The 17,602-nt window shown below is 69.0% G+C and carries 6 protein-coding genes; all 6 read right to left on the bottom strand.

Annotated features, from left to right (window positions below; all coding sequences use genetic code 11):
- Nucleotides 1–47: 47 nt before the first annotated feature.
- Entirely contained in the window at nucleotides 48–1,268 is a 1,221-nt protein-coding gene (locus C1922_RS03215; RefSeq protein WP_108748471.1) for a type II secretion system F family protein, read from the bottom strand.
- Between the two features lie 24 nt (nucleotides 1,269–1,292).
- Complete coding sequence (gene gspE / locus C1922_RS03210) at nucleotides 1,293–3,014, bottom strand: type II secretion system ATPase GspE (protein WP_108748470.1); 1,722 nt, start codon at nucleotides 3,012–3,014, stop codon at nucleotides 1,293–1,295.
- 150 nt (nucleotides 3,015–3,164) lie between these two features.
- Nucleotides 3,165–5,027 carry a S8 family peptidase gene (locus C1922_RS03205; RefSeq protein ID WP_108751464.1) on the bottom strand — a complete coding sequence of 621 codons (1,863 nt, stop codon included), beginning with the start codon at nucleotides 5,025–5,027 and terminating at the stop codon, nucleotides 3,165–3,167.
- Nucleotides 5,028–5,213: 186 nt separating this feature from the next.
- Complete coding sequence (locus tag C1922_RS03200) at nucleotides 5,214–12,716, bottom strand: ESPR-type extended signal peptide-containing protein (RefSeq protein ID WP_108748469.1); 7,503 nt, start codon at nucleotides 12,714–12,716, stop codon at nucleotides 5,214–5,216.
- A 438-nt stretch (nucleotides 12,717–13,154) separates the two neighbouring features.
- The gene (gene purL / locus C1922_RS03195) at nucleotides 13,155–17,039 is read right to left on the bottom strand and encodes a phosphoribosylformylglycinamidine synthase (RefSeq protein ID WP_199912221.1); all 3,885 of its coding nucleotides are present in this window, start codon (nucleotides 17,037–17,039) and stop codon (nucleotides 13,155–13,157) included.
- Between the two features lie 235 nt (nucleotides 17,040–17,274).
- A partial coding sequence (locus C1922_RS20630) for an IS3 family transposase (protein WP_234413459.1) occupies nucleotides 17,275–17,602 on the bottom strand: 328 nt, incomplete at its 5' end.

The following is a 17,602-nucleotide window of genomic DNA, read 5'->3' as shown; positions in this document are numbered from 1 at the left end:
TCGGTCCTTTCAGGTACGGAACAGCGGGAGTGTGGGAAGGGCCATCATCAACCGATGGCATTGGTCAGGTCGTACAGCGGCACCAGCACGGCCACGATCACCGCGCCGACCACCGAGGCCAGCACCAGGGTGATGGCTGGCACCATGGCCGCCAGCAGGCGATCGATGCGGCGGGCACTGTCCTGTTCGAAGGTGTCGGCCGCCTTCAGCAGCATGGTGTCCAGTGCGCCGGATTCTTCGCCCACCTGGATCATCTGCAGGGCCAGCCGCGGGAAGCGCTTGCCGCGCGACAGTGCCAGCGACAGGCCGGCACCGTTCTTCACTTCGTCTGCGGCGCTGTCCACGTCGGTGGCCAGCGCGCGGTTGCCCAGCACGTTGCGGGCGATGCCCAGCGCCCCCAGCAGCGGCACGCCGTTGCGCAGCAGAGTGCCCAGGGTGCGCGCCAGGCGTGCGGTTTCCAGTTCGCCCAGCAGGCGGCCGATGCCACGGCGCTGCAGCAGCCAGCCATCCAATGCCAGGCGGAACGCGGGCTGGCGCAGCTTGCGTTCCAGCAGCAGCACCAGCACCGCCGGCACCACCAGCAGCAGGATCCACCAGTCGCGCACGAACAGCCCGATCTGCAGCACGATGTTGGTGAACCACGGCAGCGCCACGTCCAGGCTTTCGTACATCTGCGCGAACTGCGGCACCACGTAGCCCAGCAGGAACAACAGTGCGCCGCCCACCACCACCAGCAGGATGGCCGGGTAGACCAGGGCGTTGACCACCTTGCCCTGCAGCGCGCGGCTGCGTTCCAGGTAATCGGCCAGGCGCTGCAGCGTGTCGTGCAGGCTGCCACCGGCTTCGCCGGCACGCACCATGTTCACGTACAGGCGCGAGAACAGACCGTGCTGCCGTTCCAGTGCCGTGGACAGCGGCGCGCCGCCACGCACCACGTCGCGGATGTCGGTGATCGCCCGGCGCGAGCGCTCGTCTTCGGGCAGGCCGAGCAGGATCGACAGCGCGCGATCCAGCGGCTGCCCAGCAGCCAGCAACGTCGCCAGCTGCTGGGTGAACTGCAGCAATGCCGCGCCCTGCAGCGGCCGCGGCCGGAACAGGCCACGCAGGCTGCTGCCGCCCACGGCGCCGCCATCGGCCAGCCGGGTTTCCATGGGCAGGTGCCCCTGGTCCTGCAGGCGCGCGATCAGCTCGGCTTCGCTGGCCGCCTCCATCTGGCCATCGAAGACTTCGCCGTGCGGGTTCAGCGCCTTGTAGCGGTAGTTCGGCATGTCAGCAGCAGGCTCCGGCGCGCATCAACCCTCCTCGGTCACGCGCAGCACTTCTTCGATGGTGGTCTGCCCGCTCAACGCCTTGGCCAGGCCATCTTCGTACATGGTGCGCATGCCGGCTTCGCGGGCGATGCGTTCGATCTCGCCCATGCCATCGCGGCGCATGACCGCGCGACGCAGCGAATCGTTCATCACCAGGAATTCCATGATGGTGGTGCGCCCCAGATAACCGGTGGGCGCCAGCGCCGACGGCTTCGGGCGGAACAGGTGGATGGTGCCCTGCGGCTGCAGGCGGCGCAGTTCGAAACGTTCGATTTCCTCCGGCGAGGCCTCGTAGCGCTCGGCGTGGGTGGGCTCCAGGCGGCGCACCAGGCGCTGGGCCAGGATGCCGTTGATGGTGGACGTCAGCAGATAGTCTTCCACGCCCATGTCGAGCAGGCGGGTGATGCCACCGGCAGCGTTGTTGGTATGCAGGGTGGACAGCACCAGATGGCCGGTCAGCGCCGACTGGATCGCGATGCGCGCGGTTTCCAGATCACGCATTTCGCCGATCATGATGATGTCCGGATCCTGGCGCACGATGCTGCGCAGCGCGTTGGCGAAATCCAGGCCGATCTGCGGCTTGGCCTGGATCTGGTTGATGCCTTCGATCTGGTATTCGACCGGGTCTTCGACGGTGATGATCTTGACGTCGGCGGTGTTGAGCTGGCTGAGCGCGGTGTACAGCGTGGTGGTCTTGCCCGAGCCGGTGGGGCCGGTGACCAGCAGGATGCCGTGCGGCTGTTCCAGCACCTTGCGGAACTGCGGCAGGAAGGCATCGGTGAAACCGAGACGGTGGAAGTCGAACACCACGGTTTCGCGGTCGAGCAGGCGCATGACCACGCTTTCGCCGTGCGCGGTGGGCACGGTGCTGACGCGCAGGTCAAGTTCCTTGCCCTGCACGCGCAGCATGATGCGGCCATCCTGCGGCAGGCGGCGCTCGGCGATGTTCAAGCGCGCCATGATCTTGATGCGGCTGATCACCGCCGCGGTCAGGTTGGCCGGCGGGCTTTCGCCTTCCACCAGCACGCCGTCCACGCGGTAGCGGACTTTCAACCGGCTTTCGAACGGTTCAACGTGTATATCCGAGGCGCGCAGTTCCACCGCCCGCTGGATGACCAGGTTGACCAGGCGGATGACCGGCGCTTCCGAGGCCAGGTCGCGCAGGTGTTCGATATCGTCCACCGCGCCGCCTTCACCATCGGCGGTTTCCACGATGGCGCCCATCGCGCTGCGGCCCTGGCCGAACCAGCGTTCCACCAGATCGTCGATTTCCGCGCGCATGCCCAGCACCGGGGTGACCGGTACCCCCAGCGCCAGCTGCACGGCCTGCTGCGGGTAGGGATCGTGCGCATCGGCCAGCCACAGGCGTACCCCGTGTTCGTCCAGCGCCAACGGGCAGACATGGAACTGCTTGAGGAACCGCTGCGACAGCGGCAGCCCTTCGGCCAGCGACTGCGGCGGAGCTTCGGGCAACTGCTTGCCTTCCAGCAGCGGCAGGCCGACCACGTCGGCGCTGGCCTGCGCCTGGTCACGTTCGGAGACCAGCCCCAGCCGCACCAGCAGCGCCAACAGGCTGCCGCCGGCTTCGGCATGCAGTGGCCGCGCGCGCGCCAGGTCAGCATCCTTCAACCGGCCACGCGACAGCAGGGCATCCAGGATGCGGCCTTCGGCGTCGTCGTGGGCGGTAGCTGCGAGCGCGTTCACATGACTCTCCTGTCGATCGCCCTGACTTTAGCAGTTTGGCCGGGGTTTCCGCCGTCCTGCACGCGCAGGACAACAAAAGACGACGCCCGTCACCTTCCGGTAACGGGCGCCGCCAATTCACTTACGACAACATCTGCAACCGCTGGGCCGTTACTGGGTGGCCAGGATGGTCACGCCGCCGAATGCCGCCTCGCCCACCACCTTCACGTAGTAGGTGCCGGCAACCGGCTTGGCCACGCGCACGGTTTCGGTGTTGCCCGGGCGGGTCGACTTGGCATCGTTGTCGGTGGCGGTGGGCACGCGGCCCTGCGCCAGGTACACCGACACATTGCCGGTGCCGCCATAGGTCAGCACGCTCAACTGCTTGCCGGCTTCAGCCTGGAAGGTGTAGACGGTTTCGCTGCCGGCAGCGCCGGCCACGCCACTGACGGCAACCTTGTTGGTCAGCGGAATGCCTTCCGGTTCGCAGTTCTCGGTGCACGGTTCCTTCAGCGCGGCATCCAGCGCGGCCTTGGCATCGACGATGCCGGTGCCGATCGGGGTGGCGGCCGGGATGGTGACCGGGAAGCGACGTGCCGACTGCTTCAGCAGCGTTTCCAGCTCAGCCGGGCTGAGCGGATCCTTGCCATTGGCAGCCAGGGCGCTCTGCACCAGCGCGGCCACGGCGGCCACGTGCGGCGAGGACATCGAGGTGCCGCCCTTGCCCATCAGCACCCACTCACCGGCATCGGGGGTGGTGTCGGAGCTGGAGCCGACCTGCCAGATGTAGCCGTTCGGGTTGCCGTCCACGCTGCCACCGCCGCCCGGTGCGGCCAGATCGACCACCGTGCCGTAGTTGGAGTAGTAGGTGATGCCGCCAGTGACGCGGGTGGCGCCGACCGAGACCACGTTGGCGCAGCTGGACGGACGGTAATTGGCGGCGTTGTCGGTTTCGTTGCCGGCGGCCACCACCACCAGGGTGCCGCGCGAGACGGCGCCGTTGATCGCATCCTGGTAGGCCGCGTCGCACGCGCCGCCGCCGCCCAGGCTCATGTTGATGATTTCAGCCGGAGTGGTGTTGGCCGGAATGCCGGCCACGGTGCCACCGGAGGCCCAGGTGATGGCGTCGCTGATGTCGGCCAGGGTGCCGCCGCACTTGCCGAGCACGCGCACCGGCAGCACCTTGGCCTTGTAGGCCAGGCCCGCCAGCGCGCTGCCGTTGTTGGTCACTTCGGCGATGGTGCCGGCCACGTGGGTACCGTGCCAGGAGCTGCCTTCCGGCTGCGAGCCGTTGTAGCACTCGTTGGCCGTTTCCACCCAGTCACCGTAGTCGGTGGCGCCCGGGGCGCGACCGTCGGTCGGGCGGCGCGAGGATTCCTTGTCGCTGATGAAGTCGTAGCCCGGCAGCAGGTTGTCGCCGAAGTCCGGCACGCCCGGCAGGATGCCGGTGTCGAGCACGGCCACCACCACGCCTTCGCCCTGTGAGACATCCCACGCCGCCGGCGCGTTCACGCCGCTGGTGGCGTTGTAGAAGTTCCACTGGTACTGGGTGTAGTTCGGATCGTTGGGCACCAGTGCCGGCTGCGCATTGCTGGCGCGCAGGTCCGAACGCTGCAGGCGCACGTTGGCCACGGCGTACTGCACCGACGGATCGGCGTTAAGCTCGGCCAGCACCTTCTTCATTTCCGCGCCGGCCAGGCGCGACTTCAGGCGGATCAGATCGCCACCGGTGCCCAGCTTGCGCTCGACCTGCGGCGACAGCGACAGCGCGCGGCTGCTGGTGCCGCTGCTGACAATCGCGCGCGACAGCGCCGACTGCACGACGGTGAGCTTGCTCGAACGGTCACTGGCGGCGGCGGTACCGGCGCGGTACTTGACGATGATGCCGTCCACGGCCTGCTGGTCGGCGCTGGCCACACGTGCCGGTGCGCTGGGCGTGCCCGGATTGATCGCATGGGCGGCACCGACGCCGACCGTCAGCGACAGCACGGCGGCAGCCAGTACGTTGATGCGAAGGTTCTGCTTCTTGGTCACGTTCGAAATCCTCTTCAAGGTCATGGTTGAGCTTTCCTTCTCCACCCATTGCTCGGGCGGAGCTCACTACGGCCATCATTCCCTGCGACTGCCCTGGCTGGCCCACCAGGGTTGCCGTGCCTCGCCCCCTCAGGCCTTCACTGCATGACGCGCCGGTGGCACGTGGCCACCGGCACGCGCTTGCGCTTACCAGCCGAAGCCGGCACCGACGCCGACCGAGGCGTCATCACTGCTGAACGCACCGCCCAGGGTGACCGTGGCGCGATCGCTGATCGCACGCTGGTAGCCCAGCGACATCGCCGATTCGCCGCCCTGGAAACCGATGCCGACGCCGACCCGGTTCTGGGTGCGTATACCGGCGGCACTGGTGGCCATGTTCAGCATGGCCGCGCTCATCGCACCCTGGCGGTCGATGCGGCGGTCCATGTGGCGCAGGCGTCCATCGACTTCGCCCTTGAACACATCGAAGCTGTCGGCGACGGCCTGCACGCGGCTATCGGTGTAGCTGTTGGCGGTGGTGATGCCGCGGTCCAGCTGGCTCTTGTTCACCGCATCGGTGGCGGCCGTACCGGCGGCCACGTTGGTGACCTGGCGTTCGTTGCCCTCGCTGCCCACCGACACGGTGTTGGCACGATCGGCGATCGAACCCTGGCCCAGGGCCACCGCGTTGGCGGCCGAGGCCGTCGCGCCCTGGCCGATGGCGGTGGACGAGGCCGCGCTGGCGACTGCGCCCTCACCCACGCTGACCGCACCGACGGCGGCAGCCGGCTGTGCGGCGCTGGTGCCACCCACGCTGGGCTTGGCCGGAATGTCGGTGCGCGATGCCACCGGATCCGACTCGGCCGCTGCGGACAGTTCGGCCACCGACGCCTGCGCGGTGGTGCTGGCGCTGCGCAGGCTGGCCGTGGCGGTGCTGGCGGTGCTGGCGCGGCTGGAACCACCGGCGGTGCGCTGGTCGAGCTCGGTCACCTTGCGGTCCAGCGCGCCCAGTGCGTCGCCCACGTTGCTGTAGGTGCTGCCCTGGATCACGTAGTTCGGTGCCACGAACACGCCCTGCAGGCCGACGCTGGCGCCACCGCCGAGGAAGCTGGCGGCATCGCTGAGCGACTGGAACAGCTGGCCACCGGTGACCGCCTGGCGGCTGCCGGCGGCGATGCTGCCGGCGCCCACGTTGTCGATCGTGGTGCCATCCATGCCGGACAGGGTCAGGCGATCGCGGTTGGCATCGTCGTAGCCGACGGCATTGGCGGTGCTGGTTTCCATGGTGGCGATGCGCGAGTCGAAGTCACCCACGCGGGTTTCCACCGCACCCACGCGCTGGTTGGTCACGTTCAACTGCGAACCGGTGACCGCATCGGTGCTGCCGGCGGCAATGCGGCCATCGGCCACGTTGACGATGCGTCGGGTGGCCGGACCGGCGGTGCCATTGCCACCACCGACCGACACCACGTTGGCTTCGACGGCGCGCGAACCGGCACCCAGGGCCACCGAGTTGTTGCCGGTGACGCCACTGTTGGCGCCCAGGGCCAGAGCGGCATTGCCGATGGCGGTGGCACCGCTGCCGACCGCATTGCTGCGGCTGCCGCTGGCCGTGGCATTGGCGCCGATGGCCACCGCGTCGGTACCCGACGCCGTTGCCGTGCCGGTGCCGCTGGCCTGGAAGCGCTGGCCGACCGCATCGGCGGTGGCGGCAACCGCATCCAGCTGGCCCTTGTTCACTGCATCGCTGGCTTCGGTACCGGCGGCGACGTTGGTGATCTGCCGCTGCGCAGTGGCCGTGCCGACCGACACCGTGTTGGCACGGGTGGCCTGCGAACCGCTGCCCAGCGCGACGCTGTTGGCCGCACTGGCGCTGGCGTTGGCACCCAGTGCGGTGACGTCGGCCGCATCGGCCCAGGCGTTCCAGCCGATGGCGGTGGCGTAGTCGTCGGTGGCCCAGGCACCGGCACCGAACGCGGCCGAGCCGGTACCGCTGGCACGGGCCGGGATCAGGCCGAAGTAGGTGCTGCCACCGATAGCCACGCTTTCATCGCCGGTGGCCTCGCTGGCATTACCCACGGCCACCGAACCGGCGCCGCTGGCGGTGGCGAACACACCGGCGGCAGTGCTGTTGGCGCCGCTGGCCAGGGTGCCGTAGCCCAGTGCCGAACCCAGGCGACCGCTGGCTTCACTGTAGCCACCCACGGCGGTGGTGCCATCGGCCGAGGCCGAGGCGCGGAAGCCGCTGGACAGCGACTGTGCGCCGCTGGCGATGGCTTCGGCACCATTGGCGGTGCTGTACACGCCGCTGGCCTGTGCGCCAGCACCGGTAGCGGTGCTGCTCACTTCACTGGCGACCGCGCCACTGCCCAGGGCGGCACTGTCTTCGCCGCTGGCCTGTGCGTTGGTGCCGACCGCTGCCGCATTGCCGCCGGTGGCCAGGCTGTTGAAGCCGACCGCAGTAGCGTTGGCCGCAACCGCAGTGGCGCCACTGCCAAGGGCAGTGCTGCCATCGCCGATCGCATTGGCCGCTTCACCGGCCGCCAGCGCGTTCTCCCCTTCCACATACGCGCCAGCATCGCTGTCGTCGCTGCCGCTGGCCTGGAAGTACTTGCTGGTGGCCTCGGCTGCGGCCGCCACGGCATCCAGCTGGTCCTTGTTCACCGCATCGGTGCCCTCGGTACCGGCGGCCACGTTGGTGATCTGGCGCGTGTTGCCTGCGCCACCCACCGACACCGTGTTGTCACGGTCGGCAATGGAGTCGGCACCCAGAGCGACGCTGTTGGCGCCCTGCGATTCGGCTGCGTTGCCCAGCGCAGTGCTGTTGGTACCCGGTGCCCACGCGCCGCCACCGACGGCGGTGGAGTAATCACCCGACGCTTCGGTGGCCAGCAGGCCGAACAACGAGCCACCCACGGCCACCGCATTGGTGCCGGTGGCCAGGCTGCCCTGGCCGGTGGCGGTGCTGTAGGCGCCCGAGGCTTCGGCATCGCCGCCCAGGGCGACGCTGTTGGAACCGGAGGCATTGGCGAAGTTGCCCAGTGCGGTGGCGTTGAATGCCGATGCGCTGGAATAGCCGCCGATGGCCGTGCTGTAACCGCCGGTGGCTTCGGCGCCGATGCCGAAGGCCGCCGAGGCGGTGCCGCTGGCCACGCTTTCACTGCCCACCGCGGTGGATGCCTCGCCGCTGGCGGTGCTGAAGTAGCCCACGGCCACCGCTTCTTCGCCGCTGGCTTCGGACAGCACGCCGCTGGCGGTGCTGCCGGCACCACTGGCCACGGCGGCCGCACCGAAGGCGGCACTCTGTTCGCCGCTGGCTTCACTTTCGGCACCGTGTGCGGTGGCGTACTCGCCGGTGGCCTGTGCATTGGCACCGACCGCGCTGGCGTTGGCGGCGGTGGCCAGGGCGTTGAAGCCGATGGCCTGCGCATTGCTGCCGATGGCGTTGGCACCGGCACCCAGCGCGCTGGCACCGTCACCGATGGCATTGGCCGCTTCACCGGCCGCCAGCGCGTTGTCCCCTTCCACATAGGCGCCGGCATCGCTGTCGTCGCTGCCGCTGGCCTGGAAGTACTTGCTGGTGGATTCAGCGGTGGCGGCGACGGCGTCGAGCTGCGACTTGTTCACCGCATCGGTGGCCTGGGTACCGGCGGCCACATTGGTGACCTGGCGTTCGTTACCGGCACTGCCCACCGATACGCTGCCATCGCGGTCGGCGACCGACCCTGCACCCAGCGCGACCGCATTGCTGCCGCTGGCTGTGCTGCCAGCACCGAGTGCAATGGCGCTTTCACCGCCGGCCACCGTGTTGGTGCCGATGGCGATGCTGTTGATGCTGTTGCCCAGTGCCTGGAAGCCCAGTGCCACGCTGTTGGCACCGTAGCTGAAGGCACCGCGACCGACCGCCGTGGAACTGGTGCCGTTGGCCCAGCTGTTGTAGCCGATGGCGGTGGCGCCGTTGGCACTGGCCCATGCGGCCGGGCCGAACGCCGAGGCGTTGCTGCCGGTTGCCCAGGCGCCGGAACCGAACGCGGTGGCGCCGGCTTCGCTGGCGGTGCTGTAGCCACCCACGGCAGTGCTGTCGTCGGCCTTGGCAAACGCGCTGTCGCCGACGGCGACGGCATAGCTGCCGGTGGCGCGCGACTTGCTGCCCGCCGCAAAGCTGTTGTCGCCGGTGGCCTGCGCGCCGCTGCCGAAGGCATTGCTGGTCAGCCCGGTGGCCTGCGCCGCGTTGCCCACTGCGGTGGAACCGGCCGAGGCGGTGGTACCCACCTGCACCGGGTTGCCTTCGTCGTCCAGCAGCGGCTGGTTGTACTCGTCGTAGGCCTGGCCCAGGCCACCCACAGCCACCGCACCATCGCCGTCGGCGAAGGTGTTGCGGCCCAGTGCCACGGCATCGGCGCCCAGCGCGCCGGCACCGGCACCCTGCGCCAGTGCACCGGCACCAATGGCATTGCTGGCCGAACCGGCCGCGACCGCACCTGCGCCCTCGGCATAGGCACCGGCATCGGTGCCCTCTTCGGCCTGCGCCTGGAAGAAGTGCGCGGTGGTATCGGCGGTGTCGGCCACGGCATCGAGCTGCGCCTTGTTCACCGCATCGGTGGCTTCGGTACCGGCGGCCACGCTGGTGATCTGCCGTTCGTTGCCGCTGCTGCCCACGGCCACGCTGTTGTCGCGTACCGCTTCTGAGTTTGCGCCCAGGGCCACGCTGTTGGCGCCGCGCGCGGTGGCATAGAAGCCGACCGCCGTGCTCTGCGCGCCGCTGGCCCAGGTCTGTGCGCCCAGCGCGCTGGACTGTTCACCCGGTGCGTAGGCGAAGTAGCCCACGGCCGTCGCCTCGGCACCCGACGCTTCGGTGAGCGTGCCGTTGGCCGTGGCGTAGTCGCCGCTGGCAATGGCACCGGCGCCGACCGCCGTGGCGGCTTCGCCGCTGGCCTGGGTCTGCACGAAGAAGCCCAGGCCGGGAATCAGGTCGGCCGGGCCACCGATGGCCACGCTGCTGGTGCCGGTGGCCACGCTGCTGGTGCCCAGCGCGGTGGAGTAGTCGCCAATGGCGTTGGACACGGCGCCGAACGCCGCCGACTGCGCACCGCCGGCATACGCACCCACGCCGTAGGCGCTGGAGGCGAAGCCACCGGCTTCGGCGCTGGCACCGACAGCAGTGCCGCCCACGCCGGCGCTGGTCGCACCGGTATCGACCGGCACGCCGCCGTTGGTGATCAGCGGGTTGCCCTGCTCATCCACCGCGGCACCACCGACGGCCACGCTGCCTGGGCCGACGGCCTGCGCGTTGTTGCCGAAGGCGGCACTGTTCTGGCCGCTGGCCAGAGCGTTGAAGCCCACCGCGGTGGCGTTGCTGTTGACCGCGGTGGCGCCACTGCCGAGTGCGGTGGTGCCATTGCCCAGGGCATTGGCGGCCTCACCGGCGGCGGTGGCATTGCTGCCATCGGCGAACGCACCGGCGCTGCTGTCATCGCTGCCGGTGGCCTTGAAGTAGGTGCTGGTGTTTTCAGCCACGCTGGCCACTGCATCCAGCTGGCCCTTGTTCACCGCATCGGTGGCTTCGGTACCGTCGGCCACGTGGGTGATCTGGCGTTCGTTGCCGTCGGCGCCGACGGCCACGGTGTTGTCACGGTCGGCCTGCGAGGCCGCACCGATGGCCACGCTGTTGCTGCCATTGGCGGTGGCGCTGGCGCCCAGTGCGGTGGACTGCGCACCATCGGCCCAGGCGTTCCAGCCGATGGCCGTTGCATAGTCTTCGGTGGCCCAGGCACCGGCACCGTAGGCCGCCGCACCGTAGCCGCTGGCGCGCGCCGGAATCAGGCCGAAATAGGTGCTGCCGCCGATCGCCACGCTCTCATCGCCGCTGGCTTCGCTGGCCTCGCCCACGGCCACCGAACCGGCGCCCGTGGCGGTGGCAAACACGCCGGCCGCGGTGCTGTTGGCGCCGCTGGCCACGGTGCCGTAGCCCAGCGCCGAACCGAGGCGACCGCTGGCTTCGCTGTAACCACCGACGGCGGTGGTGCCATCGGCCGAGGCCGAGGCGCGGAAGCCGCTGGACAGCGACTGCGCGCCGCTGGCGATGGCTTCGGCGCCGTTGGCGGTGCTGTACACGCCGGTGGCCTGCGCGCCGGTACCGGTCGCGGTGCTGCTCACTTCGCTGGCCACCGCGCCGCTGCCGAGGGCGGCACTGTCGCTGCCGCTGGCCTGCGCGTTGCTGCCCACGGCCGCGGCATTTTCACCGGTGGCCGAGCTGTTGTAGCCCACGGCGGTCGCGTTGGCCGCAATGGCCAGTGCGCCGCCGCCCAGTGCGGTGGTGCCATCGCCGATGGCGTTGGCTGCTTCACCGGCGGCCAGTGCGCTGTCGCCCTCGGCCAGTGCGCCGGCGTCGCTGTCGTCGCTGCCGCTGGCCTGGAAGTACTTGCTGGTTGCTTCGGCGGCGGCGGCCACTTCGTCCAGCTGGTTCTTGTTCACCGCATCGGTGCCTTCGGTGCCGGCGGCCACGTTGGTGATCTGGCGCGTGTTGCCTGCGCCGCCCACCGACACGGTGTTGTCACGGTCGGCGATGGAGTCGGCACCCAGGGCGACGCTGTTGTCGCCCTGCGCTTCGGCGGCGTTGCCCAGCGCGGTGCTGTTGGTGCCCGGCGCCCACGCGCCGCCACCGACGGCGGTGGAGTAATCGCCCGATGCTTCAGTTGCGAGCAGGCCGAACAGGGCGCCACCGACGGCCACGCTGTTGCTGCCGCTGGCGATGCTGGCCTGGCCGGTAGCGGTGCTGTTGGCACCACTGGCCTGTGCATCACCGCCGACCGCGACACTGCTGGAGCCGGTGGCGTTGGCGGCATTGCCGACCGCCGTTGCGTTGAACGCAGATGCGTTGGACAGGCCGCCCAGCGCGGTGCTGTAGCCACCGGTGGCTTCAGCGCCGACACCGAAGCCGGCCGATGCGGTGCCACTGGCGATGCTGCCGGCACCGACGCTGGTGCTGCCGCTGCCGCTGGCCTGGGCCTGCGCACCGACGACCGTCGCGCTGTCGGCGCTGGCTTGCGCGGCGCTGCCCAGCGCAGTGGTGTCGTCGCCGCTGGCGCTGGCGTCGGCGCCGGCGGCCAATGCGCCCTGGCCGTCGATCTGCGCCGCATCGCTGTCATCGCCGGCACCGTCGGCTTTGAAGTAGCGGCTGCCTTCGGCGGCTGCCGCAGCCAGTGCGGCCTGGGTGGCCTGCGCCTGTGCCTGTGCCTGCGCATCCAGCTGCGCGCGGTTCACTGCATCGGTGGCCGCCGTGCCCGCGGCCACGTTGGTGATCTGCCGTTCGTTGCCGCTGGCGCCGACCGACACCGTGTTGGCGCGGTTGGCCGTCGAGCCGGCGCCCAGCGCCACGCTGTTGGCCGCGCTGGCGGTGCTGCCGGTGCCGACTGCAACGGCGTTGCGGCCACTGGCGTTGGCGCTGCCATCGACCACGCACTGGTCGATCACGCTGCTGCTGATCGTTACGCAATTGGCGTTGCCGCCTACTTCCACTGACTGCGCCTGCGCCAGGCTTGTCCAGCCCAGGGCCATCAGCAGGCCCGCGGCAAGCACCGTCGGCGCGCTGCCGCCCTGCTTCTGCCGCTTGTCGACAACCGTACCGGCCTGGTCCGAGGTTGCCAGTTCCGAGGCAACGACCAACTGACCCAATGCTTTGTTCCAGACCTTGCGATAAATCCGATTCATCGATACGGCTCCTGAGTGGACTGGTTTTTAGGCAAAGCAACGCCATCGCTGGGCCATCCGGCCCAACGTCCCCTGGGGGCGTCTATTCGCGTGATTTACGACGGTGTTCGCGCAGAACGCGCAGAGAGGCAAGAGCGCCTTCCGTTGCGCAATGCGTTACTACGAAATGAATGAATTCAAAACGGACTGGCAGTGTTAACGTGAAGATTATCTTCCGTCAAGAGTTTGACGGAACAAAACCTACTGTCGTGAACCAGTTCACCGTTTTATCCGTTTATGCGGTTATTTCGTTAGAACCACGTGAACATGTCGTAGCGCGTGTAACGCGGTGTAACTCGTGGACAGCACACGATATTCACGCAATATAAACAAAAACCCGCCGGGGTTACCGGCGGGTTTCCATACGTCATCGAATTGGCGCGTGCGCGGGGTGGACGATCAGCCGCACCAGACGCGTGCGTTGCGGAACATCCGCATCCAGGGCGAATCACCCCGCCATTCAGCCGGTGCCCAGCTCAGGTTGAGCGCGCGCGGGGTGCGCTCGGGGTGCGGCATCATGATGGTCACCCGGCCGTCGCTGCTGGTCAGGCCAGTGATGCCGTCCGGCGAACCGTTCGGGTTCAGCGGGTACTGGCTGGCCACGTTGCCATTGCCATCGATGTAACGCAGCGACACGCGTGCAGCCGCCTGGTCCACCGCATTGGCGAACACCGCACGGCCTTCGCCGTGGGCCACGGCCACCGGCAGGCGCGAGCCGGCCATGCCACGCAGCAGGATCGACGGCGATTCCACCACCTCCAGCAGCGCGGTACGGGCTTCGAACTGCTCGCTGGCGTTGCGGCGGAACTGCGGCCAGTGCTCGGCACCGGGAATGATGTCCTTCAGCTGGCTCATCATCTGGCAGCCGTTGCACACGCCCAGCGCGAAGCTGTCTTCGCGGGCGAAGAACGCGGCGAAGGCATCACGCAGCGCGCTGCGTTCCAGCACCGAGGTGGCCCAGCCACGGCCGGCACCCAGCACGTCGCCGTAGCTGAAGCCGCCGCAGGCGACCAGACCGGTGAAGTCCTGCAGGGCCACGCGACCTTCGATCAGATCGCTCATGTGCACGTCGAACGCGCTGAAGCCGGCACGTTCGAAGGCGTTGGCCATTTCAATCTGGCCATTCACGCCCTGCTCGCGCAGCACCGCCACGCGCGGGCGCGCACCAGTGTTGATGAACGGCGCTGCCACGTCCTCGGCCAGGTCGAAGCTGAGCTTCGGCTTCAGGCCCGGGGCGTTGAAGGCACGGGCGATCTCGCGCTCGGCGTCGGCGTTTTCCGGGTTGTCGCGGCGCTTCTGCATGGCGTGGGTAACCGACCACCAGGCGTCGAACAGCGCTTCCCAGCGCCACTCGGCCAGGTTTTCGCCGCCCAGCGAAACGCGCACCACCGGTGCGGTGGTCGGCTTGGCGATGCGCTGCGCGCACTCGATCAGTGCATGGCGCTCGATCAGATCAGCAAAGGCCGCACGGTCTTCGCGGGCAATCTGCACCACCGCACCCAGCTCTTCGTTGAACAGGCTGCGGAACGGATCATCGCCCCAGGCATCGAGGGTGATGTCCAGGCCGAGGCGCGAGGTGAAGGCCATTTCGCACAGTGCGGCGAAGGCACCACCGTCGCTGCGGTCGTGGTAAGCCAGCAGCAGGCCGGCCTGGCGCGCATCGCGGATCAGTTCGAAGAAGCCACGCAGGCGCTGCGGGTCATCCAGGTCCGGGGCGGCACCGGCGAAGGCCGGCAGGTCGCCGTGGTCGGCATGCACCTGGGCCAGGATCGAACCGCCCAAGCGCTGCTTGCCGGCCCCCAGGCCGATCAGCCACAGCTCGCTGTCCACGTCGCGGTCGAGCAGCGGGGTCAGCTGCTGGCGCACGTCGGCCACCGGCGCGAACGCCGAGATCACCAGCGACACCGGCGACACGCTCTTGTGGGCTTCGCCCTGGTCGTGCCACTGCGCCTGCATCGACAGCGAGTCCTTGCCCACCGGGATGCTGATGTCCAGCTGCGGGCACAGTTCCATGCCCACCGCCTTCACCGCGTCGTACAGCAGCGCGTCTTCGCCCGGATGGCCGGCAGCGGCCATCCAGTTCGCCGACAGCTTGATCTCATCCAGCGCATCGACCGGGGCCGCGCACAGGTTGGTCAGCGCTTCGCCCACGGCCATGCGTGCCGAAGCCGCGGCATCGAGCAGGGCCAGCGGGGTGCGCTCGCCCAGCGACATCGCTTCGCCGGCCACGCCGTCGAAGTCGGCCAGGGTGATGGCCACATCGGCCACCGGCAGCTGCCACGGGCCGACCATCTGCTCGCGCGCGGTCAGGCCACCAACGCTGCGGTCACCGATGGTGACCAGGAAGTTCTTCGAGGCCACGGTCGGGTGCGCGAGCACGCGCAGGCCGGCTTCCTGCAGGTCCAGGCCACCGGTCTTCAGCGCCGGCCAGCGCGGTGCCGGCGGGTGCGCGGTATCGCGGTGCATCTTCGGCGGCTTGCCGAACAGCACGTCCATCGGCAGGTCGATCGGCGCATCGGCCGGGGTGTGGCCCGGCACGGCGCCGTAGGCCACGACCAGGTGTTCTTCGGCGGTGGCCACGCCGACGGCGGCGAACGGGCAACGCTCACGGGCGCACAGCGCGGCGAACTCGGCCAGGCGTTCCTGGGCCACGCCCAGCACGTAGCGTTCCTGCGATTCGTTGCACCACAGCTGCATCGGCGACAGCGACGGATCATCGGTGGGCACCTTGCCCAGGTCGATGACACCGCCAACGCTGGAGTCGTGCAGCAGTTCGGGGATGGCATTGGACAGGCCACCGGCACCGACGTCGTGGAAGAACTTGATCGGGTTGTTGGCACCCATCGCCACGCAGCGGTCGATGACCTCCTGGCAGCGGCGTTCCATTTCCGGGTTGTCGCGCTGCACGCTGGCGAAGTCCAGGTCCTCGGCGCTTTCGCCGGAGGCCACCGAACTGGCGGCACCGCCACCGAGGCCGATCAGCATGGCCGGGCCACCGAGCACGATGACCGCATCACCGGCCTGCAGCTGGATCTTGTCGACCTGGATGCGGTCGATCGCGCCCAGGCCACCGGCCAGCATGATCGGCTTGTCGTAGGCACGCACCAGGTCGGCGCCTTCAGGCAGCTCGAAGCTGCGGAAGTAGCCGAGCAGGTTCGGGCGGCCGAACTCGTTGTTGAACGCGGCGCCGCCGAGCGGACCGTCGGTCATGATTTCCAGCGCGGGTGCCATGCGCGGGTTCAGCGCGCGCGGCGCCTCCCACGGCTGCGGCAGCTCGGGAATGCGCAGGTGCGAGACCGAGAAGCCGGAAAGGCCGGCTTTCGGCTTGCCACCGCGGCCGGTCGCGCCCTCATCGCGGATCTCGCCGCCATTGCCGGTCGAGGCGCCCGGGAACGGCGCGATCGCGGTCGGGTGGTTATGCGTTTCCACCTTGATCTGGAACGCGCTGGGCACCTGCGGCTCGCGACGGTATTCGCCCGTGGCCGGGTCCGGGCGGTAGCGCGAGGCCGGATGGCCTTCGATCACCGCAGCATTGTCGCTGTACGCGCTGAGCGTGTGCTGCGGGGTCTGCTGGTGGGTGTTCTTGATCATCCGGAACAGCGAACGGTCCTGTTCCTGGCCGTCGATGGTCCAGCTGGCGTTGAAGATCTTGTGGCGGCAGTGCTCGGAGTTGGCCTGCGCGAACATCATCAGTTCCACGTCCGAGGGCGAGCGGCCCAGCGCGGTGAAGCGTTCGCGCAGGTAGTCGATCTCGTCCTGGGCCATGGCCAGGCCGAGGCGCTGGTTGGCGGCCTCCAGCTGGTCCACCGGCACGCGTTCCAGTTCACCCCGCGCCGGGGTGGTGAACAGGGCCTGGCCCTGGTCGACAGTGTCCAGCACCGACTGGGTCATCGGGTCATGCAGGGCCTTCACCAGCGCCTGCTGGGCGGCGGCGTCGGCCGGCCAGCCCTGCACGTCGATGCGCAGGCCGCGTTCCACCCGGCTGACCGGCTGGCCGGCACCGCGCACCAGTTCGGTGGCCTTGCTGGACCACGGCGACAGCGTGCCCAGGCGGGGCACCACGACGCGGCTGACCGCACCGTCGGCCACGGCCTGCGCCTGCGGCTGGGCTTCCAGGATGCGGCACAGGGTGGCCACGTCGGGGGCGGCCGTGCCTTCGGGCTGGACGAAGTAGACGTGCCAGGCACCGCTGATGCGCAGAGAGGGAGCGATGGACTGCAGGCGGGATTCAAGGCGTTCGCGGCGGAACAGCGACAGGGCGGGCGCGCCCTCGAGGACCATCATGTCCGGGGAACCGTAGTTGGGAAACGGGCCCGACATTGTACCGGAACCGGGGGGTGGGCTTTGGCCGGGCGGCGCCCGGCACCCGCAGAGGCGCCCAAGCCACAGCAACAGCCGGAGCAACAGCCGGAGCAACAGCAACAGCGGGTTTCCTGTGGGATGGCGGGGTGGGTCCGGTTGCGGGGGACGCCGTAAACCCGTCCATGAAGTGACCCCCTGAAGTTGGACAGGTGGGGGATCAGGCGGCCAGCGCGGCCTGCTCCCGGTACTTTACCGGGCTCAAGCCCTTTAATTTCAGGCGGATACGATTCTCGTTGTAGTAACGGATGTACTCCACCAGGCCAGCTTCCAGGCTATCGATGCTGTCAAAGGTGTTCAGGTAGAAGAATTCCGACTTCAGGGTCCCGAAGAAGCTCTCCATGGCCGCGTTGTCCAGACAGTTGCCGCGCCGGGACATGCTCTGTTTCAGCGAGTGCTTTTCGAGCTTGTGGCGGTAGTTCTCGTGCTGGTAGTGCCAGCCTTGGTCGGAGTGGATCATCGGCCGATCTTCGGGCGAAAGCTTCTTG

The sequence above is a fragment of the Stenotrophomonas sp. ZAC14D2_NAIMI4_7 genome (assembly GCF_003086675.1).
Classification (GTDB): Bacteria; Pseudomonadota; Gammaproteobacteria; order Xanthomonadales; family Xanthomonadaceae; genus Stenotrophomonas.
This window is presented reverse-complemented; position numbering and strand designations above follow the sequence as displayed.